This is a genomic window from Candidatus Nitrosocosmicus sp. R, from assembly GCF_054408505.1.
In genome coordinates, this window is record NZ_CP167090.1 from 3,014,578 (window position 1) to 3,036,432 (window position 21,855).

At 33.1% G+C, this 21,855-nt stretch carries 27 protein-coding genes, 1 tRNA gene and 1 pseudogene; 15 read left to right on the forward strand and 14 right to left on the reverse strand.

What is annotated here, in order from left to right:
- Positions 1 to 54 precede the first annotated feature (54 nt).
- Positions 55 to 435, forward strand: coding sequence for a response regulator (locus tag AAGU22_RS15605; protein ID WP_458720019.1), 381 nt, complete (start codon positions 55 to 57; stop codon positions 433 to 435).
- Positions 436 to 445: 10 nt separating this feature from the next.
- On the opposite strand, the gene AAGU22_RS15610 is transcribed toward AAGU22_RS15605, so the two are convergent.
- Positions 446 to 826 (reverse strand): hypothetical protein, encoded by a 381-nt coding sequence (locus tag AAGU22_RS15610; RefSeq protein ID WP_458720020.1) that lies wholly within the window; start codon positions 824 to 826, stop codon positions 446 to 448.
- Between the two features lie 582 nt (positions 827 to 1,408).
- Between AAGU22_RS15610 and AAGU22_RS15615 the strand changes: the two genes are divergently transcribed.
- Complete coding sequence (locus AAGU22_RS15615) at positions 1,409 to 1,921, forward strand: hypothetical protein (protein ID WP_458720021.1); 513 nt, start codon at positions 1,409 to 1,411, stop codon at positions 1,919 to 1,921.
- Positions 1,922 to 2,165: 244 nt separating this feature from the next.
- Here AAGU22_RS15615 and AAGU22_RS15620 read toward each other — a convergent pair.
- Positions 2,166 to 2,252, reverse strand: a pseudogene (locus AAGU22_RS15620) (VOC family protein); the annotation flags it as partial.
- A 187-nt stretch (positions 2,253 to 2,439) separates the two neighbouring features.
- Here AAGU22_RS15620 and AAGU22_RS15625 point away from each other — a divergent pair.
- The 6 genes from AAGU22_RS15625 to AAGU22_RS15650 all read left to right on the forward strand — a co-directional run bounded on the left by AAGU22_RS15625 (position 2,440) and on the right by AAGU22_RS15650 (position 6,663).
- Positions 2,440 to 3,306 carry a dioxygenase family protein gene (locus AAGU22_RS15625; RefSeq protein ID WP_458720022.1) on the forward strand — a complete coding sequence of 289 codons (867 nt, stop codon included), beginning with the start codon at positions 2,440 to 2,442 and terminating at the stop codon, positions 3,304 to 3,306.
- A 414-nt stretch (positions 3,307 to 3,720) separates the two neighbouring features.
- Entirely contained in the window at positions 3,721 to 4,974 is a 1,254-nt protein-coding gene (locus AAGU22_RS15630; protein WP_458720023.1) for a response regulator, read from the forward strand.
- Between the two features lie 99 nt (positions 4,975 to 5,073).
- Positions 5,074 to 5,640 (forward strand): MASE3 domain-containing protein, encoded by a 567-nt coding sequence (locus AAGU22_RS15635; RefSeq protein ID WP_458720024.1) that lies wholly within the window; start codon positions 5,074 to 5,076, stop codon positions 5,638 to 5,640.
- A 116-nt stretch (positions 5,641 to 5,756) separates the two neighbouring features.
- Entirely contained in the window at positions 5,757 to 6,329 is a 573-nt protein-coding gene (locus AAGU22_RS15640) for a sensor histidine kinase (RefSeq protein ID WP_458720025.1), read from the forward strand.
- The gene (locus AAGU22_RS15645; protein WP_458721803.1) at positions 6,302 to 6,454 is read left to right on the forward strand and encodes an ATP-binding protein; all 153 of its coding nucleotides are present in this window, start codon (positions 6,302 to 6,304) and stop codon (positions 6,452 to 6,454) included. The genes AAGU22_RS15640 and AAGU22_RS15645 overlap by 28 nt, the downstream gene beginning before the upstream one ends.
- Entirely contained in the window at positions 6,451 to 6,663 is a 213-nt protein-coding gene (locus tag AAGU22_RS15650; RefSeq protein WP_458721805.1) for a sensor histidine kinase, read from the forward strand. Before AAGU22_RS15645 ends, AAGU22_RS15650 begins: the two co-directional genes overlap by 4 nt.
- Positions 6,664 to 6,853: 190 nt before the next feature.
- On the opposite strand, the gene AAGU22_RS15655 is transcribed toward AAGU22_RS15650, so the two are convergent.
- Positions 6,854 to 7,081, reverse strand: coding sequence for a hypothetical protein (locus AAGU22_RS15655; protein ID WP_458720026.1), 228 nt, complete (start codon positions 7,079 to 7,081; stop codon positions 6,854 to 6,856).
- A gap of 331 nt (positions 7,082 to 7,412) precedes the next feature.
- Complete coding sequence (locus AAGU22_RS15660; protein WP_458720027.1) at positions 7,413 to 7,688, reverse strand: hypothetical protein; 276 nt, start codon at positions 7,686 to 7,688, stop codon at positions 7,413 to 7,415.
- Positions 7,689 to 7,919: 231 nt separating this feature from the next.
- On the opposite strand from AAGU22_RS15660, the gene AAGU22_RS15665 reads away from it, so the two are divergent.
- The 3 genes from AAGU22_RS15665 (at position 7,920) to AAGU22_RS15675 (ending at position 11,251) form a co-directional block, all read left to right on the forward strand.
- Positions 7,920 to 9,179, forward strand: coding sequence for a DUF2334 domain-containing protein (locus AAGU22_RS15665; protein WP_458720028.1), 1,260 nt, complete (start codon positions 7,920 to 7,922; stop codon positions 9,177 to 9,179).
- A gap of 404 nt (positions 9,180 to 9,583) precedes the next feature.
- Entirely contained in the window at positions 9,584 to 10,066 is a 483-nt protein-coding gene (locus AAGU22_RS15670; RefSeq protein WP_458720029.1) for a cupin domain-containing protein, read from the forward strand.
- A 423-nt stretch (positions 10,067 to 10,489) separates the two neighbouring features.
- Positions 10,490 to 11,251, forward strand: coding sequence for a class I SAM-dependent methyltransferase (locus AAGU22_RS15675; protein ID WP_458720030.1), 762 nt, complete (start codon positions 10,490 to 10,492; stop codon positions 11,249 to 11,251).
- Positions 11,252 to 11,352: 101 nt separating this feature from the next.
- Here AAGU22_RS15675 and AAGU22_RS15680 read toward each other — a convergent pair whose 3' ends face one another.
- Complete coding sequence (locus AAGU22_RS15680) at positions 11,353 to 11,742, reverse strand: nuclear transport factor 2 family protein (RefSeq protein ID WP_458720031.1); 390 nt, start codon at positions 11,740 to 11,742, stop codon at positions 11,353 to 11,355.
- A 429-nt stretch (positions 11,743 to 12,171) separates the two neighbouring features.
- Here AAGU22_RS15680 and AAGU22_RS15685 point away from each other — a divergent pair, with 429 nt between their 5' ends.
- Both AAGU22_RS15685 and AAGU22_RS15690 read left to right on the forward strand, forming a co-directional pair.
- Complete coding sequence (locus tag AAGU22_RS15685) at positions 12,172 to 12,753, forward strand: hypothetical protein (RefSeq protein ID WP_458720032.1); 582 nt, start codon at positions 12,172 to 12,174, stop codon at positions 12,751 to 12,753.
- 215 nt (positions 12,754 to 12,968) lie between these two features.
- Positions 12,969 to 13,253 (forward strand): hypothetical protein, encoded by a 285-nt coding sequence (locus tag AAGU22_RS15690; protein WP_458720033.1) that lies wholly within the window; start codon positions 12,969 to 12,971, stop codon positions 13,251 to 13,253.
- A 35-nt stretch (positions 13,254 to 13,288) separates the two neighbouring features.
- Here the strand turns inward: AAGU22_RS15690 and AAGU22_RS15695 are convergent, their stop codons facing one another.
- From AAGU22_RS15695 to AAGU22_RS15725, 7 genes are all read right to left on the reverse strand, one after another.
- Entirely contained in the window at positions 13,289 to 13,618 is a 330-nt protein-coding gene (locus AAGU22_RS15695; RefSeq protein ID WP_458720034.1) for a nitroreductase/quinone reductase family protein, read from the reverse strand.
- A 93-nt stretch (positions 13,619 to 13,711) separates the two neighbouring features.
- Positions 13,712 to 14,158, reverse strand: coding sequence for a hypothetical protein (locus AAGU22_RS15700; protein ID WP_458720035.1), 447 nt, complete (start codon positions 14,156 to 14,158; stop codon positions 13,712 to 13,714).
- A 448-nt stretch (positions 14,159 to 14,606) separates the two neighbouring features.
- A complete protein-coding gene (locus AAGU22_RS15705; protein ID WP_458720036.1) occupies positions 14,607 to 14,927 on the reverse strand; it encodes a hypothetical protein in 321 nt (106 codons plus the stop codon).
- A 249-nt stretch (positions 14,928 to 15,176) separates the two neighbouring features.
- On the reverse strand, positions 15,177 to 15,470 hold the full coding sequence (locus AAGU22_RS15710) for a hypothetical protein (RefSeq protein WP_458720037.1): 294 nt from the start codon (positions 15,468 to 15,470) through the stop codon (positions 15,177 to 15,179).
- 172 nt (positions 15,471 to 15,642) lie between these two features.
- Entirely contained in the window at positions 15,643 to 16,407 is a 765-nt protein-coding gene (locus tag AAGU22_RS15715) for a hypothetical protein (protein ID WP_458720038.1), read from the reverse strand.
- Between the two features lie 457 nt (positions 16,408 to 16,864).
- A complete protein-coding gene (locus tag AAGU22_RS15720; protein WP_458720039.1) occupies positions 16,865 to 18,376 on the reverse strand; it encodes an MFS transporter in 1,512 nt (503 codons plus the stop codon).
- A gap of 2 nt (positions 18,377 to 18,378) precedes the next feature.
- On the reverse strand, positions 18,379 to 18,561 hold the full coding sequence (locus tag AAGU22_RS15725) for a hypothetical protein (protein ID WP_458720040.1): 183 nt from the start codon (positions 18,559 to 18,561) through the stop codon (positions 18,379 to 18,381).
- Between the two features lie 361 nt (positions 18,562 to 18,922).
- Here AAGU22_RS15725 and AAGU22_RS15730 point away from each other — a divergent pair, with 361 nt between their 5' ends.
- Entirely contained in the window at positions 18,923 to 19,825 is a 903-nt protein-coding gene (locus AAGU22_RS15730; RefSeq protein WP_458720041.1) for a GNAT family N-acetyltransferase, read from the forward strand.
- Between the two features lie 478 nt (positions 19,826 to 20,303).
- Here AAGU22_RS15730 and AAGU22_RS15735 read toward each other — a convergent pair.
- Positions 20,304 to 20,442, reverse strand: a tRNA-Ser gene (locus tag AAGU22_RS15735).
- A 101-nt stretch (positions 20,443 to 20,543) separates the two neighbouring features.
- Here AAGU22_RS15735 and AAGU22_RS15740 point away from each other — a divergent pair.
- On the forward strand, positions 20,544 to 20,975 hold the full coding sequence (locus tag AAGU22_RS15740) for a hypothetical protein (RefSeq protein WP_458720042.1): 432 nt from the start codon (positions 20,544 to 20,546) through the stop codon (positions 20,973 to 20,975).
- A 51-nt stretch (positions 20,976 to 21,026) separates the two neighbouring features.
- On the opposite strand, the gene AAGU22_RS15745 is transcribed toward AAGU22_RS15740, so the two are convergent.
- Positions 21,027 to 21,806 (reverse strand): pyridoxamine 5'-phosphate oxidase family protein, encoded by a 780-nt coding sequence (locus AAGU22_RS15745; RefSeq protein ID WP_458720043.1) that lies wholly within the window; start codon positions 21,804 to 21,806, stop codon positions 21,027 to 21,029.
- Positions 21,807 to 21,855 lie beyond the last annotated feature (49 nt).

Below are 21,855 nucleotides of genomic sequence, written 5' to 3' on the forward strand. Positions count from 1 at the left end.
AGTTTTATCTTTGACTACAGCAAACTTAAATAATACTACTTAAATTAATACGAAATGTCAATCTCTTGTTCCATCATCGTAGTGGATGACGAACCAGAACTTGCATCTCTGTTCAAAGCATTTTTGAAAAATCAAGGGTATGATGTAGTCCCTTTCACCGACCCGATATTGGCTTTGGAGTATTATAAGAAAACTTCGGATAAACATTCATTGATAATAACAGACTTGAGAATGCCAGGTATATGTGGGATCGACCTTGCCCTGAAGGTAAGGGAATTTGACAATAAAATAAAAATTTTCTTGATGACTGCTTTTGAAAGTAAAGATTTGGAAGATAGAAAAGACTTTAAAAATGCAAGAATTGACCGATTAATTCAAAAACCTGTTCGTTTTTCTGACCTACGAGAAATGATAAACGATGCTTGGAAAAAGTGAGCATGCTGATTCATATTTTTACTGCAATTAAGTGATGATTTAGTAACTTTTGCTTTTGCTCCTCTGACAATCTATTAAAATCTTTTTGATGATATACGCATATCCTCTTCAACTCAATATCGTATTTAGAAGGAAGAGATAACTCAAAATTTACAAGGTCGTCTATGCGATGTTTAAAAGGAAAAGTACCTTTATCGGCTATGATTGATACGCCTGATTTCCCCTTCGACTTAGCATACTCAACCAAGGTTTTGTTATAATTATAATCAGAGTCTGGTGATACGTTACCTATGTATTTCTTTAATGAATCGACGATTATTAATGATTTTTCGGCCTTTTCCCATTTTTCTATATCTATGGATGTGAGTCCTTCAGAAAGTATTTTTCGCACAGAATCTTCGGTTTCATAAAAAGGTGCCAGTTGAATAACTTCATTTCTTTCCTCAATCCCTTTTTTTACATATTGAGAATAAAATTCTCTTAGTATAACTAAGTCCTCATAAACAACTATGTGTGAATCCCATAATCTGATTCTGATATGGTATTGGATGCATTGGCTGCATTCATCTGAATGATATTATTTTCAACATATATGTAATAACACCCGCCTATATTATTTTGTCCAAAAAACTTTATAAACTTAACCAAGGTTGCAAGAAGTTATTTTAAAAAGTTTGAATGAATAACAAATATTGAACTCGTGTGATAATAGGTATTTAACAACGGTAGTAATTCTATAATTCTGTTTGACGACACAGAATAAAATGGGTTAGGATTGTAAATTTAACCATATTTGTACTGTTGTTGCTGAATAGGAGAAAGTCAAAATTAGAATGATACTAAAGTTTTTTCTATGACCATCTAAATCTAACTCTTTAAATCGTGTATTCTAGAGAGGCCGGGCAAATGAAAGTTGAAAACCATCTGGCTCGCGTATGTCTATATAATCTGAATTATCAAATAATATATGCAGATGTGCAGAAAATTAATAATAATAGTTTCTTCTTTTTTTTCTATATTACTTGCGTTTTCTGAATATAATTCTAATGCTTTTTCTTTAAATGATACTAATCCGTCAATCGTTAAAAACGATAGTTGGATAAGCGAACGGAATAATTTGAATGTAACCGTACAACTTATGCCAATAGTCCCAGTTATCGACGAAACTACAAAAATATTATTTGAAGTGACCTCTCTTAATAACTCCAAACCTTTTGAGGACCTGAATACTAGAGTTACTATAACAGACCATGATGGACGATTATATAAATTTGAAAATAAACTCTTGCCTGTAATTGATGGACAATTTTCTGTCGATTATATTTTTCCAGATGACGGAGAACATAGAATAATTTTGCAATTATATAAAAATACTACTCCTTTTACGGTTAGTTCTTTTGATTTACTCATTCCTCATTCTATGCCTCCATCACAAACAGACAATATACTAAAACCGTTTATCGACTTTTTCAATTCTTTTTCGTAAATACTATTTCGATGAGGATACAGAATTAATCAAGTATTCATTAGTTAACTTTCAAGGAACAAATTTTATTTATCGAGATTGGGATTGGGCTAACATTTAGCCGGGCAAAAATTTGGTTGCGCCCGTTGTACAGTCTCCATCACTCTCTCATCAAAGAGCACACATTAAAGTAAATAGAAAGGTGTTGGTCCAGTCATAATGATAATAAATTTAATGTAGATCCTCTGATAGTTCTATTCTACTCTCGACCAGGAAACCGCGTCTGGATCTCTTGAAGCAGCCAGCCGTTTCCGTCTGGATCCTCAAACGAGGCAAAGGAGAAATAGGAACGAGATGGGATTTGTTTGCGTGTTAGGTAGTCATGGGTTAAACTTATTGTGTGATTAATTTTGATTGACGAATTTATTAGACATATATCAATCAAGTAAATCAATCTATTAGATGACGAGTTTTGTTAAAGATTAGAAAAATGCTACGAAACTATGTGTTATAAATACTATAAGAAGTAAGTACTTTAAATGAATATATACAAAAAATTGATGTTACTATTAACTATTGTCTTCATATTTACTATACCTCTCGAATTTAATACCGTTATCAATCAACAATCTTTTGCTCAAATTTCCTCTTCTCCCGAACGATTGCCGCCTACTTCCCCACCGCCATTTGAAGAACTACCTCAACAACAAAAAGCCACATCGACAAACAAAACTTGTACGCTAACACCATCCTTAATCGAAGTTGAAGGTACACCTCAACAGATTGAAGGTCCATATTTCGTTGACAATATGCCAAACCGTTCTGATCTACGTTCTGAACCATCTGATGGTTCAATACAGGATGGTATTCCTTTGAACATAACATTCAACGTATATAGAGTTGATGACACCGATGGAGATGGAAAGGGAACTTGTGTTCCTTTTAGTGGTGCTAAAATGGACCTTTGGGAAGCAAATTCTCAAGGCCTTTATTCTGGAGTAGAGGAAGATGGAACACAAGGATTGGTATATCTTCGTGGATATCAGATTACTGATGAAAATGGAACTGCAAAGTTTGAAACAATCTATCCAGGATGGTATGAAAATAGAGCAATACACATTCACTTAAAAATAAGGGATTTTGAAGGTCCCGAGAAAACCTTTGAATGGACTTCCCAGTTGTATCTTCCCGATTCAATTAATAAAGAAGTACATTTACAACCACCATATAACAACCATGGACCTGTTCCTATGACAAATGAGCAAGATTTCATTTTTACAGGACCTTCTACTGATGGTTTAATAAAAAATAACACTGGAAATCACCTAATGCTTAATGTATTAAAGTCCGATGGCGGATATAGTGGCATGTTCAATGTGGGATTGAATACAACCATGGATAAATAACAAACACAGACGAAGTTGGGGCTCGAATCTACGTCTTTCGGACGTGGGTTCCAAATTCGATACTTCAAATTTTACAATTTGAAATAATGATTCAAGAATTAGGTCTTCTTAATGGACATGATGATGGTCACTCCATCCAAATTCAGATATATTGATACTAAATCAAAATTATTCTTAGAATACAGGAATGCCAGGGTAGGAATAACGATGACTTCAACTTATAATCGAAGATTTTAGAAAATACATGATAAACTACAGTTAAAAAATATTATTCAGTTTGTGTGAGATTGTATTGCTGGAGCCCAAGACTACTACAATTTAATTACAAATCCTTAGTTTAGTTATTGTGAACAAATAACAATGTGTAACAATATATAGCAGTTCCGTGTGATATATAGTAGGATTTGCAGATAATTGGAAATATTAAGTTCTAATCGTATAGATTATGATAAAGATGCCTATAATTATGATAGATCAAGACCTGATAATCTTACAAATGCTAATCTTACAAATGCTAATCTTACAAATGCTAATCTTACAAATGCTAATCTTACAAATGCTAATCTTACAAATGCTAATCTTACAGATGATAATGATCAAATAAAATTCATTAACTATACTCAGCAATATTGTATAGGCATTATTGATATTGTTAATTCAACTAATGAAACCTCAAAAATATCTAGTCCACCTAAATTGAGAAAATATTATTCGTTATTTCTTAATACAATGTCATCTGTAATCAATAATTGCAATGGAAAGGTTATTAAAAATATTGGGGATAGTCTGTTTTTCTATTTTCCCAAAACTTGTGACGAAACCAACGAGCCGGCCTTTCATGAAGTATTTGAATGTGGAATGAGAATGCTTTCATCCAGTAGTATACTAGATAGTCAGTTATGCGAGAATGAATTGCAGCCTATCAATTATAGAATCTGTATGGATTATGGAGAGGTGGAAATAGCAATGTCTGATAATTCTAATGAAGTTGACTTGTTTGGATCAGTTATTAACGAATGTTCAAAAATGAATAATTTTGTGTCTTCAAAAGAATTGTGGATTGGGGAAAAACTATACTATAGAGCTAGTAAATCTCAATTCATTAACAACTATGCTATACATAAGGTAAATCTACAAAATAATGGCTTTAATAACATCAAATCCGTTAAAAATTTTGGTTGTTTGTATTCTGTAAGTATGCTAGATGAAATTCAAAGGAATAAAACTATACTTGACTACAGAGAAATACAAAATACACTAAAGAAAAATAATTTATCAAAACCTATTGCTAACACCATTATCAATATTCTAATAATAGACGATGAAGAAGATATTCTTTACACCTTTACTACCCTTTTAAATAGACAAGGTTATAACGTCAAGGCTTTTTCAAATTCAATCGAAGCTTTTACACATTTTACAGAGAAAAGCCCTTACTTTTATAATTTGATTCTGATGGACATTCGAATGCCTGGAATAAATGGTATTCAGCTCTATCATAAACTAAGAGCAATAAATCCCTATGCGAAAATTTTATTGATATCAGCATTGGATGTTGTACACGAATTAATCGAGTCGGTTCCTGGAATAAACATGAAAGAGATCATTAGAAAGCCCATAGAACCAGAAGATTTCATATTAAAAATAAAATCAACAATAAATGATTGATCAATAGAAATAAGTTCTGTTTATAACGATTCATAAAGTTTATTCCATAACAATAATTCAGTATTCTTTAGAGTATTAGTCAAATTTACGCTCTTACCTATGATACCTCTCATAATACTAACTATCATATCTTTTGATCCTTTCTTGTGGGTGGCATCAGAAATACATCATTTTTATATTGAATTATTTGCAGTTATTTTAGTTTCAACATTAGCTTTCTATTATATTCTGCGTGCAAGAGTTTTAAAGGACAATTTTAGCCTCTTTGTTGGTATCGGATTTCTAATTAGCGGATTAATTGATATGTTACACGTAATAGTATCAATAACACTAATTGAAAATATTGATTTCTTGAAGTATTTTATTCCTCAAACGTGGTTTGCAGGAAGATTTTTTCTCAGCGCTATGCTCTTAATTGCAGTAGTGAAATATTCATACACATCTAAAGAAGAAGACCTTGTCAATCTTGATAAACAGTATGATACTAATCAAAAGATCAACCCCTCTAAAAACCGTAAAAAAAATATAATAGACAACTCCATTCTATACATAATAATTTTAGGTGTATTGGCATCTAGTATTGCTTTGAGCTCACTATTTTTGGTCTTTCCTGCCTCTGTTTTAGATGATTACCCGTTCATAGGCCCTATGAGATTCCACCTCTGATATTGTTTGTCCTTGCTTTGTTCTTTTTCTATAAAAAACGACTTTACCTAAAAAAAGACGTTCTTTATAAAGGTATTCTTATTTATTTCATAATTGAAATATTCGCTCAAATCATAATGTCTTTTATTGCCGTTTCTTTTGATACTGCGCATAACCTAGCTCATGTGATTAAAGATGCGGGATATTTTGTCAACATCATAGCACTTGCTTTATCTAGTATACACTATACCAAGAATTTAAAAAAAAGCAATGCTCTTATACGAAATCAATATATAAAAGTCAAAGAAGCAGAAAAGATGAAAGATCAATTCTTGAACATTTCTGCTCACGAATTGAGAACACTAATTCAACCAATTATCGGGCTTTCAGGAATGCTTAATGGAGATTTTCAAAATAAAAAACATGTTGATATGAAAGAAATAGAACGTGGTGTGTCAATCATATATAGAAATGCAAGAAGGTTACAAAAACTGACCGACGATATTCTAGATGTAACTAAAATTGAAAGTAATGAATTGAAACTTGACATAGGAGAATTTGATCTTCTTGACGTCATATCAAATACAATAAATGATTGTACAATAGATATGGAAAAAAAGAAAGAAAATGTATTATTTGTATGTATAAATGACTTTAACAATAAAGAAAATGACGATGGTAAATTAAAAATGTCACCAAGGGTCACGTAGTTGTAAAAGGAGACAAAAATAGAATAACTCAAGTATTGTCAAATCTTGTAAATAATGCAATAAAGTTTACAACAAAAGGATCGATAGCTGTAACAATGGAGAAAAAAATAATAGCGAAGTCATAATTGCCGTAATAGATACAGGATTAGGAATTGATCTGGAAATAATGCCATATTTATTTAAAAAATTTATTTCAAATTCATTTATTGGAACTGGTTTGGGTTTGTATATATCAAAAAGCATAATAGAAGCTCATGACGGAAAGATTTGGGCTGAAAACAACAGGGACGGTAATGGTGCTACATTTAGTTTTAGTTTACCTTTAAAAAAATAATTTTATACAAACAATGGAAACGGAACTAAAAAAATACATTTTAAAGTTGACCAACGAAAAGTTACCATTTCAATATGAGAATAAACAAACTTTCTTTTTGAAATTAGTATTTTTATACCTGTAAGTATTTCATAATATAGACAAATATTGGCACAATCAGTCAATCAATATAAAAAAATATCTTCTTTTATCATGTCTTGGTATCTTTTTCTATCGTCAAAAAAGTTTGAGAGCCGTACCAATATCCTAATTTTCCATCCTTTGTGCTATTTTTGATATTAAATTCGGCTTGTTCAGTTAGAATATGTTTACATATTGTGTATGCATTTTCTTGGTTGTTTTCACGTAATTTCTTTAGGATGTTACGAAAATAAGGTCTAGATAATCCTAAAGTTATTTGATCGACCACATCAGACAATTTACTAATAACTTGATGATATTCGTCAAATTATATAAAAATATGGTATGATTCCCTGTTTGAGGCGCCGGGAGTGGGACTCGGATCTACGTCTTTCTGACGTGGGTTCCAACAAAAAAAGCCTCCTACTCTTTCAACTGGTTGACTAATCAAGGTCCGGGCCCGTGGGGATACGGTTCAAGGTTGAATATAATCCTGTGCAAAAAAACAATGTCTATCTAAATCATGAATTAACTATAGATCTTTTGTAAGGTTTAGTTATGTAACCGAGGCAGAATCTCCATATAAAAAATTAATAGACGTCTATAACGTTCATATTAATGAAGATCAACTATCTATCTTTTAATTCGAAGTTTGTAATCTTATCAGCATATTTTTTATACAACTGATCAATAACTCTAATTCTTTGAGTATGTTTGCATTTCTTGGGGTTTCCAGCCGAATACAAATATCCTTTACATGTGCAAAACCAATGATTATTATCCTTTAATTTATTAACCTTATATCTCTCTCCTGAAGTAATCGATTTCACATAATAAATATCCTCCTTATCATCATATTCTACCGATTTAGTGAAATCAATTCGCTTTGCATGATTAGAATTCATTTTTTTAAAAATTCCTTATAATATATTCGCATACTAAACATATTAATTTATGACATATGTCATTTCCTTGGTTATTCACTTGTGATTTATTTCATCAACATGTAAGGAAGTAAAGGGATGGCCCTCGATCAAAAACTGACGATACGCCATGATTATCTGAAATAAACATGGTCCATTAGAGTATGATGATAATGGACGATTTAAAAGCATTAATGATTTCTTTAGCAATAGATGACGATTACTCCACTACTAGGACCCAACGGTAAAATTCCTATTTTAATTCGAGATGATGATATTAATTTTTTTACAAAAAGCAATATGCTGGAATCAATATATTCTAACGCATGGAATAATCAATTCAAAGTAAGTCTATCTGTGATACCTTATCAAAAGACAATTAATGATGCTTGTGTCCCACCTGATTTCAGGAACTCTCCAGAATATCATTCCATCGAGAACAATGAAGAATTATGCACATTTTTAAAGGAAAAGATCAGACACAGTAAGATTGAGATTATTCAACATGGTGTAACTCATGATTTAATTGATGGTCGAGGAGAGTTTAGTCAGCAGATTGACGGAAAGAGTGAAGATATAAACAGAACTATAAAAGATACATTTACTCATTATTACAGGTCACTAAATACTGATGGTTATGAAAAGAACAACAAGATAGGCTTTGAACCCTATGTAAATATTGGAAGGGATATAATAAGAAAATCCTTTGATATTAATCCAGTTTTGTTTGTTCCCCCATTTGATGACTTTTCTACGTACAATCTAAATCTCCTATCAAGTCTTGGCATGATTCCTATCTATGGACAATCAAACTATCATAGATTTTTTAGATCATCATACGTTCCCAGTTATTTTAAAAAATATTTTGCAAGTAAACTTTTAAAAAAATTTGCCAATGTGGGATTTATTATTCCCTTTATCATGTCTAATGTCGATTACTATAATAACAAACATAGTCCGGGAATAATGCTATATATCCCTAGAAGGCTAAAAATAAATCCTATATCAAATTCCAATAAAAATGCAGAAAAAGAACAAGAATCTTCACAAACATTTGTAAAATGGATATCCAATACCATCTCTTATTCCATGGTTCAAAGAACGCCTCTAGGTATTCTAAACCACTATCATCATTATTTTTATGATTGGAATCATGATTCTATTACTAGAAAAAACTTGTTTGAACAGTGGAATCAGATTTTACATCTGTTCAATAAAATTCCCTTTTCATGGAAGACAACTTTCTTCGATCTATATCAACGAATAAGAAAGATAAAAAAAATTAATATTGCAATTACAGGTCAAAAGATGACTATAAAATCAGGCAATGAGTTGATTGAAGAAATCTCTTTTAAAGTAGACAAGGTACTACAGTTAGTAAAAGAAGATGTGGTTTATGACGAGCAGGACAAGACAATAATTACCATTGATCAATTAGAGCCTAATTCCACAAGAGTTTTTTATGTCAAATAATGGACATAATGAGTGTACATTATGCTGCGACAAGTGCTCTCCCTAATTGGAAAATTAATAACTCAAAAACTACAAAATACATCAGATCAGACGTATCATATATGGTCAATAATAATACAGAGTAGAACTCTAGCCAATTTCTGAATTTCTTTGCTTGAATACATCTGTGGGGATACGGTTCAAGATAGAATATAATCGGGTACTATATCCATTGAAAAATAAATCATCGTGCTTGAATTCTTATAGGACTTTATGGTCTGTTTAATAATCTGTCAGTTTCGCCCATACAAATTATTTGAATGTAGCAGTAGCATGCATCGTTCTAATAATTTAAGTGGTGTTAATCAAGGATTTGGAAATTATTTAAATATTAATAAATTTACCCTAATAAGTAATGATTAATGATGAGCGATGAAAAGGATGATGAAGTCTTTTCCCAAGACTACAAATCGATTGAACAATATATTCTAAATGGAATAATTTATAAAATTCTTGTATCTGGAAATCAGACTCAAAATAAATATTCAATAATTGAAATTACCTTTCCTCCAGGTGAAGAGTCAGAAATACCTTTACACAAACACGGAAACGAAGCATTGGTAATGCACGTGATTGAAGGCAATTTTTCCTTTAGATACGGAAAAGAAACTCTAGAAGGAAATAAGGATACGGTGTTAAGATTTGAAAAAGATAAAAGTCATTCTTATAGAAAAATTGGAAATGATCAGGGCAAATTACTTGTAACATACACTCCTGCAGGATTGGAAAACTTTTTTAGAGAACTAGGAACATCCACGATGGAGGATTTTAAAAAGTCTATACAGTTTGATCCAGTTATAGTTCATTTGTTAGAAAGTAATTATAACTGGAGATTTATTTTTGATTAAGTTTCTCTTCACATAATGCTAAATACATCCGTGGGGATGTGATTCAAGGTTGAATATAATCAACGTTAAAAGTGATGGCCGGTACATTATATGTAAACAAAATCAAAGTCAACCATTACAAAGATCTAATGATTTAAGAGAAAGCAACATACATCAAATTTCAATAGAGAGCGCCTCTTGTCTAATCCGGCACCATTAAATCATTGACGGGTATCTGGAAACTCAATAATATCGTCAATTGCAAATATTTGGTTATTTAGCACAATTGTGCTCATTTCTTTACTGTGTCAAGTATTATAGGACGATTGGACGATTCGGCGGTTATTTATTGAAAATTATGGAGGATAAATATCAAAGGAATCTATTTCACAATGATCAATCCTAGACAAAAAGGTTTTTTGATAAATAAACTAAATTAAATTCATGACACCAACTACTGTCAACCATTTTTCCTCAAAATCCAGAGAGTATTCTTATGCTAGACCAAAATATCCAGAGGATCTTTTTAAATTTCTAAATGAGATTACTCCTGTTAAGGATCTGGCTTGGGATTGTGCGACAGGAAACGGACAGGCCGCCATAAGCCTTTGCAAATACTTTAAAAAGGTGATAGCAAGCGATGCAAGCAAGAATCAAATTGATAACGCATTTGATCGGGACAACATCAACTATGAGGTGTTTCCTGCAGAGAAACCCAATATCCAAAACGACTCTGTTAACCTAATCACTGTAGCGATGGCAGTTCACTGGTTTGACTTTGAGATGTTTTATCGAGAAGCCAGACGAGTAAGCCGAAGTAGTGGAATAATAGCAGTATGGGCCTATGGAATGCAAAAAATTAGCCCTGAAATTGACAAAATAAGTGAAAGACTCAATGTTGGCGGAGATATTCTCGGAAACTATTGGCCAAAAGAAGTCAAATTTGTAAAAGAAGAATACAAAACAATACCGTTCCCTTTTAAGGAAATTGGGGTTCCCAAATTTGAGATAAAAGTAGACTGGAATCTTAATAATCTTTTTGATTACATGCAAACGTGGTCAGCAGTAAAAAGATTCTATGCGGAAAATAAATACGACCCATTGAGTGCCGTCAAAGAAGATTTGAAGAATTTGTGGGGAAAGGATGATGAAATAAGACTAGTAAAATGGGATCTAAACCTCAGGGTAGGTAGTATCGATAGTTGATATTCTATTGTCAGGCTGAGTTATTTTTTAACTTTAAACCTCACGCTTGTGGTGAATCATCTAATTGAGACATATTAGGATTTGATCGTATTGTTACACCATCAAATAGTTTCCTCAGAACCATAAAATACACTGGACTTTGTAATCAATCCATCTTGAAATTCAAATTTCTCAATAACTGATGTTCTATGTTTACCATCCAATGTTGCATAGTATTCAAGTAGAATCTTGTTTTCTTGTATCAATACTTCTTTGGGTGTAAAATTCAGTGAAGGAAAGTTATTTTTCAAGGCTTTTGACCGATATTCCTCTAATTCTTTTTGGTTAGATATTTTTGATGCGGTGCGATCTGGAAATACAACTTTGACTTTAGGGCTAGAGAATTCAATATTTTCCGAATACATAGATAATACTGTTTTTATATCGTGGTTATTCCAGCCATCAATCCAATTTTTCACATGCTGGTTTACAAATGATTCAGAAAGAGCCATATATCCTATTGTTATTCTTGATTTAAATATAATTTTCCGGAGCAAATAAAGATTTGATTTTGAAAAAATAATAGTAAAGTAGAAAGAAATTTAACAGTTCATTTGTCCGACACAAATGTACCGCGAACCCAATCGAGTCATTGTATATTTATCATTTTAGAGATCACTAAGTTTGGGTGCGTGGGGGTTGGTAACAAATTTGACTATAATTATGGATTGCATTGCTGAGGATACAATAACTAATAGACCTGACGATGGGATTCCTTGGGTATCCCTTAAACTCGGTTATCATCAAGTTTAATTCTCGTTTTCTTCACTTTCTGGTTCATCGTCACTATCATTACCTTCATTGTTATCTGATTCCTCAGAATTTGATTCTTCTTCGATACCATCATTATCGTTCTCGTTCTCGCTTTCATTTACATCATTTTGGCCGTCAGTAGTAGGATTTTCACCGTTACCGTCACTTTCGCTCGATTCACTATTTCCTTCCTCTACTGGTGGATCGGTCCAGTCATCAATTTCATCATTGTCTCCACTACTACTTGTACAAGTGTGATCACGACTTGCTTCTTCAGCCGTACATGGATTACTGTCATCGCTGTTGTTTTCATTGTTGTTATTTTCATCATTATCTGTTTGGGTATCACTCTCATCATTTGTCTCACAACCTATCCCATCGCCATCAGCATCAAGGTTATTCGGGTCATTGCTTCCAACTGCAATATTTGTTCCCTCGACATCACTGCAGTTCAGATCGCCGCCGCCCTTACTATCTTGAGTTTCACAACCTATCCCATCGCCATCAGCATCAAGGTTATTCGGGTCATTGCTTCCAACTGCAATATTTGTTCCCTCGACATCACTGCAGTTCAGTTCGCCACTCCTAGTACCATTATTGTAGTCAATATCGTCAGCTTCACAACCTATCCCATCGCCATCAGCATCAAGGTTATTCGGGTCATTGCTTCCAACCGTAACATTAGTTTCCTGAATATCTGCACAGTCTAAGTCACCACCGTTGCTACCGCCATTATTGTTAAGATCCTCAGCTTCGCAACCTATGCCATCATTGTCACCGTCAAAGTCGTTTGGATCATTGTTTCCGACTAGGAAGTTTCTTTCATCAATGTCTTCACAGTCTAAGTCACCACCGTTGCTACCGCCATTATTGTTAAGATCCTCAGCTTCGCAACCTATGCCATCATTGTCACCGTCAAAGTCGTTTGGATCTGTCAGGCATAGTCAAGATTCATGGAAAACATCCGGTTTCTACGGACGGTGGAACCTGGTACCCAATGGATTGTAGATTCCTAAAACTAAAACACCATATCCATTCCTCAATAGAGAAAAGTTTGATTGAAAGGACTATGCAATATATTAAGGACAGAACTGAATGTTTCGATGATTATTTTCCTTGTAGGTCAAAGAATTGCAAGTTAAAGCACGTGAAAAATTGGTTGAATTTATTTGTAATTTATCATAACAGAAAGACAAAACCTGCTAAATGAACAGAGCCTGTCAATATGTGTATATTGTATTTAACTCATGAAGAACATAATTCCACTATTAATCCATCGCTCCATCCGTATTTCTTATCCATCAATTGTGAAATTCTATTAATCAAATCTGTCTCTACAGCATCTTCAATTACCCGTCCATAACCGTGGAATGCTCGATTATCTACATGAAAAGATATGGTAGGATCGTGAAGGATATTCTGTACCCTGTGTACTTTCTTTTTATACTCTGATAAAACATAATATTTCTTATTTTGCTCAACAAACCAAATTTCTATTTTATGTAATTTTCCTGTTTTCCATCCTTTAGTCGTTAGATAAAGGAATTGTGATTGTGTATGAGGAGGATTAGGCAACTAATCTAGAGTATTTATTAGACTTTAAGATAGATATGTTAATCTATAAAGCATACAATCTCATTTTTTTATGAAATGATAAAGTCATCAAGTCTAATTGATGTTTATTTCTGGTGGTGCTGGCGGCATCATTAAGAAAAAACCTTTGGAAGGTAACTGAGGATCATTTAACTTGTACTGGCAATTTACAATATTTTGTTCATAGCATATCAAAGTAGTATCATTCACTGAAGGAACTTTATAATATTTTATAACTTGGATATTTGAAAGAATTATTGCACCTTGATTTTCTAAAGTTCCATTTATTTTGTAAAATCCCGAAGAATTCTTAAAACTCTTTACGATTTCTACCAGAGTATTATCTAATGGTTCCTGGGTGGTAGACATTCTATCTGCATAGTAGTGTATTTCGGGTTTTTCATGATCGTTATAAACAGAGGAATTAACCTTGGATAATAAATCTGATATCGATAAACTGTATATAGCCAAGAGACCAAATAGTACCAAAGCAACAGCCAATACAGTTGATCCAAGTCTCATATATTAGAAAATAGTATACCAAACTATTTCATCAGTTGCAAGTTTTTTAGCAGAAAAATGAACTTCTTTTTTACTATCTATCTTATATCTATACGATATCTACAGGGTACATGATTCTTAGATATATAAGTCCGATCCAATGTAAAAAGTGGGTTAACTACATTCGATCTGTTATACCTAAGTAGAGTATATTTTTTTCGTAAGGGACAAGAACTTGATAAGTTGAATAATACAAAACCAGATGAAGTTGGGGGACTCGAAACCCTGCTATAAAAACAGGGAATCTAATTATTGAAGGCTAGATTAGAAATGAGAAAGAATGGGATTTGTCATGTCAGGTAGTCGTGGGTTCATATCATAATTATAACTATCATAAACCTTAATTTTGATAGGTTGTTCATTGTCTTTTGACCTTAATAAGATACAAAGAACTTGCAACTATTCCCACTTAAAATAAATTGGTAATTAGATCGAATGGACCAACACGTTCTATCCCTATTTGAGGAATTCCTATAGTTCTTGATACGATATATATTCCAATAAGGAAACCTGAACCAATCATTATACCGATGGAGAGTAATCGTAATGGTATTTGATAATTTGTAAGAAACGCAGTAGCCACTCTACCTGCTCCACCGAAGGTTGAAATGATTATAAACCCAATAGATGAACAACTAACACAAGTGCTAATTACTATTCCTAAAAATGAACCTGAAATCAATGATTTACCTATTTTCAGGTTTAAATTTTTTATCAAATAAATATTCATAGACACTACTATTCCCAAGAGAAGGGCTTTGGCTCTTCATTTAGCATCCAAATATTCTGTAAGGTGACCATCAGGAGCACGAAAGAAAACAGAAAACAAATTAAATCCAAAATAATGTACTTGGCTCTTCAGATTCTTGTCCAAGGAAGGAAAGAGGGTTATTCCAATCGACCTTAAACATAAGGTTGCATTCAGCAAATCATCCAGATATTATGGTCCCCTCGAGTTAGGTTACTAATGGATTTGTGTCTATTTGTGTTTCCTTTTGCTTTTCAGACTTTTCATATAATCAATAAAAAATGTTGCAAAGACTCCAGCTGCCCCACTGCCGAGAATCACTATTGCAGTCCCGTATGTATTCCAAAAGGCCATAAATCCCTCATTAACAGTTAGTGGCGGTAGTACCTCTATTGTTAAATTACCTTTACCTATTATATCGCCGGTAGTTGGATACTTTTTGGACACTTGAAACTCTGGGTCCACAATTCCAGTTACTGTTTCATTAAACATAGGCGCTGTAGACGATGTTGTTTGTACTAACATTGAAGCCTCAAAAGGTACAGTATACACACCTACTGGTGATTGTGGAGAAACCTCTACGTCAAATAATGGGGGCTGGATTCTTTGGGCAGATACACTTAAGCCGTTAGAGCTGAAATTAGTGCCATGTTCAAAAGTTATACTAGTAACATTACTAGAGAGGGGTGTCTCTATCTCAGTCGGTACTATTTTCTTTTTCTCCTTGTCTTATGACTATACTCTCGGGATGTGTTAATATGTCTATGACAGGTGGAGGAACAGCAACCCAGCTTGTGAAATCCCTGACTTCGCTTGACTTGAAGGATTCTGCGGTATAAAAAGATAAGCCGTAATTGCTTGGGGAATTTATAGAATCCAGGTTCAATAGCAGTTTGACATATCCTGGCCCTATTTTGGGATTATCGAAAGGTTCAGTATAGTTTATCTTGGATTCTATAAGCGCAGAAGTACCTGTTGATGATAACTGGTAAAGATATTCACTCCATTTTCCATTAGCTGCTTCAACATAATAGTTGAAATTGGCTCCGCTATATCCTGAATTTTGAGGCAAGGAAACAATGGCAATAAGCACACCATACCTAATCTTTTTGAAAGGTTGATCGTATACAGAAGCATTTTCCGAATTTGATTTCACCCAAAATGTAGTATCTAGAGTTTTTCCATCACTAAAATAATCCACTGCCAGTAGGTCTGCAGGGTCGGACCTTAAATTAGCACTATCATTACCATAGGTTTGAACCCAGTCGTTTTTCTGATCGCTGATATTTTTATCATAAATTAAGACTTGATCAAACGCAGGCGGTGCAGCAAAAGCCTCATGAAAGAGCGAACAGGGGTTTAATATCAATAACAACACAAAAATTATACTAGCTGAAGCAAAAGCTATGAATGAGCATTTTTGTGATTGCAAGTCCGTATTGAGTAACCCTTTATACACCAAATAAAATCATACATAGATAAGGTTTTTGTCAACAATTCGCATATTTTAAGCACATTAAATAAGCGAGGTTTCGGGTCTGAACCCGCTATGCTCCTTCTTGTAACCTCACTAGCCTGACTAACTTGTTTCAATTTATGGATGATCATAAAATGAACAGCAACCAATGCTGCCCCAATTGTTATATTTGGTTTAAGGTGTAGCCTTTAAGCGGATTTGCGTATTAATTAGGAAAACTTCGTAACCAAGAGAGGGATTCGAAACCCTGCTATAAAAACAGGGAATCTATTTCTGTTAAACAACCCAACAAATGGAGGGAATGGAATTTGAACTCGTCTCTTGATTTCACGGGTTTCCATTGATTTCCATATGCTAATTTAGCTACTTCCATATACATTTGAAACAGTGAATCTTGATTTTTCCGCCTAGAATTGTTCATCTCTTATGACAACCCTCTTTGTTAAGCTCTTTCTTTAGATTCATCTTTTTTTAGCATAATAGATAGTATCACGGAAATAATACACAACAGCGTCATACAAAGAAATATTTGCATAAATGAATTAGATGAGGGAAAATTAGTCATATTGGTGGCAACATCTACTTTTAAAGGTGTTTGATTTATTTGCATTAACATTCCTGCAAGAGCTGGTCCTATAGCAGAACCTATAAATCTAAATAATGTGTTTACTCCAAAAGATATCCCTATGAATTTGATGGGTGTAGAAGCAGTGTTTATATTTATTTGACCTACATTTAATAAAGATAATCCCGAACCTATTATTGCGAGACTTATCGCGGTCCATACAAGGTTATTATAAAGTAATAGAATACTACCAAATCCAATCGTTGCTATTATTGATCCTGCTATAATTACCCTAAATGATCCAATTTTTGATATTATGAAACCAGATGTAGGTCCAAATATCAATGACATGATGGAAAATGGAAGTATTAGGTAGACAACATCTAAAGCACTTCCCCCAAAACCTATTGGCTGAGGAGTCCTCACAAGCACTGGTATAGTTTGAAAAACGGTGAATGTAACTATTCCCCAGATAAGTATGATGATGTTTGTTAGAAATATCGGTTTTAGTTTTAGCAATTGAAGATTAATTAGAGGAACAGATACTTTTCGTTCGAGCAATATGAAAACAAACAGTGATACACCGCTCAATGCGAACAATAAGGTCGAAATTGATATACCTGATTTTACACTTTCATTATTTTCTGATTGAACCAATGTTAGTGCTGAAATAAATGATATGATAGTAACAGCAAGGGTGATGGTTCCTTTAATATCAAAATTTGAAACTACTTTATGGGATTTTATATGCCTGTGATTTGAGCTGAGATTTGTAATATCAATAGATAACTCCCATTTGTTGGCTTCCTTCACAACGGGAGATTTATCTTTTATTTTGACAAAATACTTTATCACGATGGTTACAATAATTGTAAACGGAAGTATAGATAAGAAGGTCATGTGCCATCCAAAATTATGTGTAATATTTCCCCCAATCATTAATCCTAATACTCCTCCGAAAGCAAACATAGATGCCAGTGTTCCTTGACTTATAGCTATTTTGTCTTTTGGAATTTCAATTTGGATAATTGCAAAAACTAGGGGAAATACAGACATCCCAATACCTTGTATTATACGGAAAAAGATTAACCAAAAAATATCATTAGCTAAAGAACCACCAAGAATTCCCACTGTATAAATTACTAATACTGTCAAAAGAATAAGTTTCCGTCCGTACAAATCGGATAGCTTTGACACTATGGTTGTAGAAATCAATGCAGATATTACAAATGATGCAAATATCCAAGAGGACATACTATAAGAAATATTAAACTCTCTAATGATGTCTGGGATTGCAGGTAATAACATTGTTTCTACATACATTACCAAAATGGAGATGGAGCTCAAAATCAAAAGGAGCTTCCAAGACGAAAAAGATGATTTTTTCATTTCTAGCTTACATTTTTCTCCAAAAATATCATTACAGGCGAATCATCTAAGGACAGTCTTTTAAATTCATGATAACCATGTTTTTGGTACAGGTAAATATTTTTAATACTTTTGTATCCGGTAAATATTTCTTTTATATCTTCTAATGACGCTACTTCAATATGGACGTCATTTGCTTTTACCATTTTCATGAAGCCGTTATCATCTATGAAGAAATTACAAATTATTTATCTGTTAAATTGAAAGAGAAAGCCTACATGAATAAATCATTAACACAAAAACTACACCAAAAAATTAAGTAGATGAAGTTTGGGACTCGAATCCATACCATATAATCGCGGATTCAAATAATAAATTATTTCAGAATCGATTTGATACAAAAGTGGTATAACATCATATCATTGTACCTACTATAAATTTCAGCCTCGTAAAGTAAGGAAGGGTATTATTTTCAATTTTTCATGGCACCAAATCAAATCTAAAGTGAACAGGTCCAAAAAGCAAATAAAAGAATAAAAATCTGAACAAGCAATTTCATGTATTAAGTTGACCAGTACAGAGCATGCTTTAAGATTAAGACCTGGAGTCATAGATGATGCGAAGGAGGTTGGGAAAATAATTTTTGAAGCATTTTCAGGGATTGCAGATAAGCATGGCTTTCCTCGGGAGTTTCCTACTGTTGATATCGGAATAAATGTAGCTTCTTCTTTGCTCTCTAACCCTGGATTCTATTCAGTAGTTGCCGAAGATATTGAGGGATACGGTAACAAGGTCATAGGAAGCAACTTTTTAGATGAACGGTCAAATATGGTGACAGGGATTGGACCAATAACAATTGATCCAAAATTCCAGAATAAAGGAGCAGGTAGACAGTTAATGAACAATGTAATGGAGAGAGCTAGAAGTAAGAACTATCCAGCAATACGTTTGCTCCAAGCGTCATATCATAACCGATCACTTGCGCTGTATACCAGCTTAGGGTTTGACGTTAGAGAGCCAATATCAACCATGCAGGGAAAACCAATTTCAGTAGTCATTCCTGGAAGAACAATACGAGTGGCAACTGAGTCGGATTTGGAATCATGTGACGCAATCTGCAGAGCAATTCATGGTCACGATAGAAGTGGTGAGCTAAAAGATAGTATAAAACAAGGTATTGCCAAAGTAGTTTTACATGGGGACAAAATTACAGGCTATACAAGTGGATTGACATATTTTAATCACTCAGTAGGTTTTTCTAATGATGACCTTAAAGCGCTTATTGCTTCAGAATCAATTACGACAGCTGATAGTTATGGAGGACCTGGTATTCTTATTCCAACTAGAAATGCAGAGTTATTCCGATGGTGTCTTGACAACGATCTAAGACTAGTCCATCAACTTAATCTCATGACTATTGGAATGTATAATGAACCTGCTGGATACTATATGCCCTCTATCCTATATTGAAAATCACTGATAGTAGTCAGTTAAATAGTAACTTAGTATACTAAAAAATTCAAAAATAAAACAGACGAAGTTTGGGATTCGAATCCATACCATATAATCGCGGATTCATAATTTAAAATTTTACTAGACTCTATCAAAAATCATTAGCATGGAGAGCATGGGATTTGTTTACATAACAGGCAGTCATGGGTTTATTTCCGTCGACAGTAATTGCATTAGTGAAAGTTAATTTCATTCTGTTCAGCAATGATGTATTTACAAATAATCTCGGTGTTTCCTATTGAATTTTCAAACAGTTTATCCAAAGATTTTCTAATATACGGTTTTTGATATTTGCAGATCGAAGTAATTGGTTCTTTTATCATCTTCTCTCTTGAATTAAATGAAGAATACTGTGACTGATCTGGCTTTTGCAAATTATCAATTTTATTTTGTCTCTTTAAGTTAATAAAATATTTATATGAATCCACGTTTTAGGCGCCGGGAGTGGGACTCGAACCCACGAGTCCGGAAGGACATCAGCTATCTATCCTTTACTTCCTCTTTTATTAGATCTCGAGGCTGACCCCTTTTAGGGCTGGATTTTTTGATTGCTTACCTAGCTTGGGTACCCCGGCTTTTTACCTTACATCACTTTGCAAGTGTTATATTTTTAAACTTATGTTAATAATTTTTATTTCTCCATAAATAATTAATACTCTACATTATTACCTAAGATATGCTTTCATTAAATATCCAAGGGCCTACTCTAGCTACTGTAAAAGCGTTGTCTCTTACTGATCTAGCAATCATGTCTTATTCTGCACACATATTAAGAAAAAGATTGACTAGTAACTTCAATATAGATTGTTTTACAGCCCCTGATCCATTTTCTGAAGAGAATGAATTTAACTATTTCATAGTTATAGACAAAGCAAATACTAACAGGATTATTTCTTTCATTGCATTAAAAGAAGTTCTTGATATTGATTTATGGGATTTACTCTTTGGTAAAGATATGTTAAGATTGGATATATCAAAAGAAGATGCATTATCTTTAAAACAAGAATTAATGCCTAAATATACTGATAATTTTTTCCCGATTCGAAAGGATAGCTCCATAATCGGGTATATTGCTTTTAGTTTCGAAATCTGTGGTATGAAAAATTAACGTACCTGTTATTACTAATGGCAAATTCCATTGTATTTTTTAAGGACACTATTATATCTGCAGATTTAACGAAATTGGTAATTCCAATTCACCATTTTTTAGTATGATTATTTTCAAATCCTTTAAAATTTCTCTTGCCCTAGTAATTCCCTCTCTCTGAATAATCTTATATGCTATGTCCCTCCTAAAGGAATCGGACCATTCTTGTCCGATTTTATATTTACCGTTAATTGTATCAACTTTAATTTTTATTACTGTTAGATGTATAATGGATTTTGCATCTTGATTTAATTCCGTATACTTGCCTTCAGATTGATATTTTTGCATCATCTTGTTCATTGCAATTGCTTTTTCTTGATTATCAGATACAATAGATGCTTTTCCTTTTATTACTATACTTGTATACAATGTGTCCGCAAAAGAAGCATCGGTAGGATGAAAATAGTATGAAGGTAAAAAACAAATTTCCTTATCAACCTCAAATCCTACTTTTTGATTTCGCAGGAGGTTCTCAATTTTCTCTCCCCTGTGATGGGAATGCATATAAATTACATGTTCATAAAGAATCGGGTTTTTGGTAGAGACATTATTTACTATCTTTATATCATTGCATGTATTTTCACTCTCGCCGTCTTCTCGACATGTTGGCTTCCCATAATCAAGGGTAAAATTTTTACCGCTTACATCTGTAACCGTATGAACAAAATTCATTGGAATTATTTGAGGATATCCGTTTACGTCAATTGTTGCTAATCTTCCAACATGTACCTCGTTCAAAAATTTTATTATGTTATTGATATTTTTTATTCTAAATCTGGATGTTAATTGCATTTTTCTGTTCTTGTAGAATTAAAAAACTGACAATTTAGATTCATTCCTC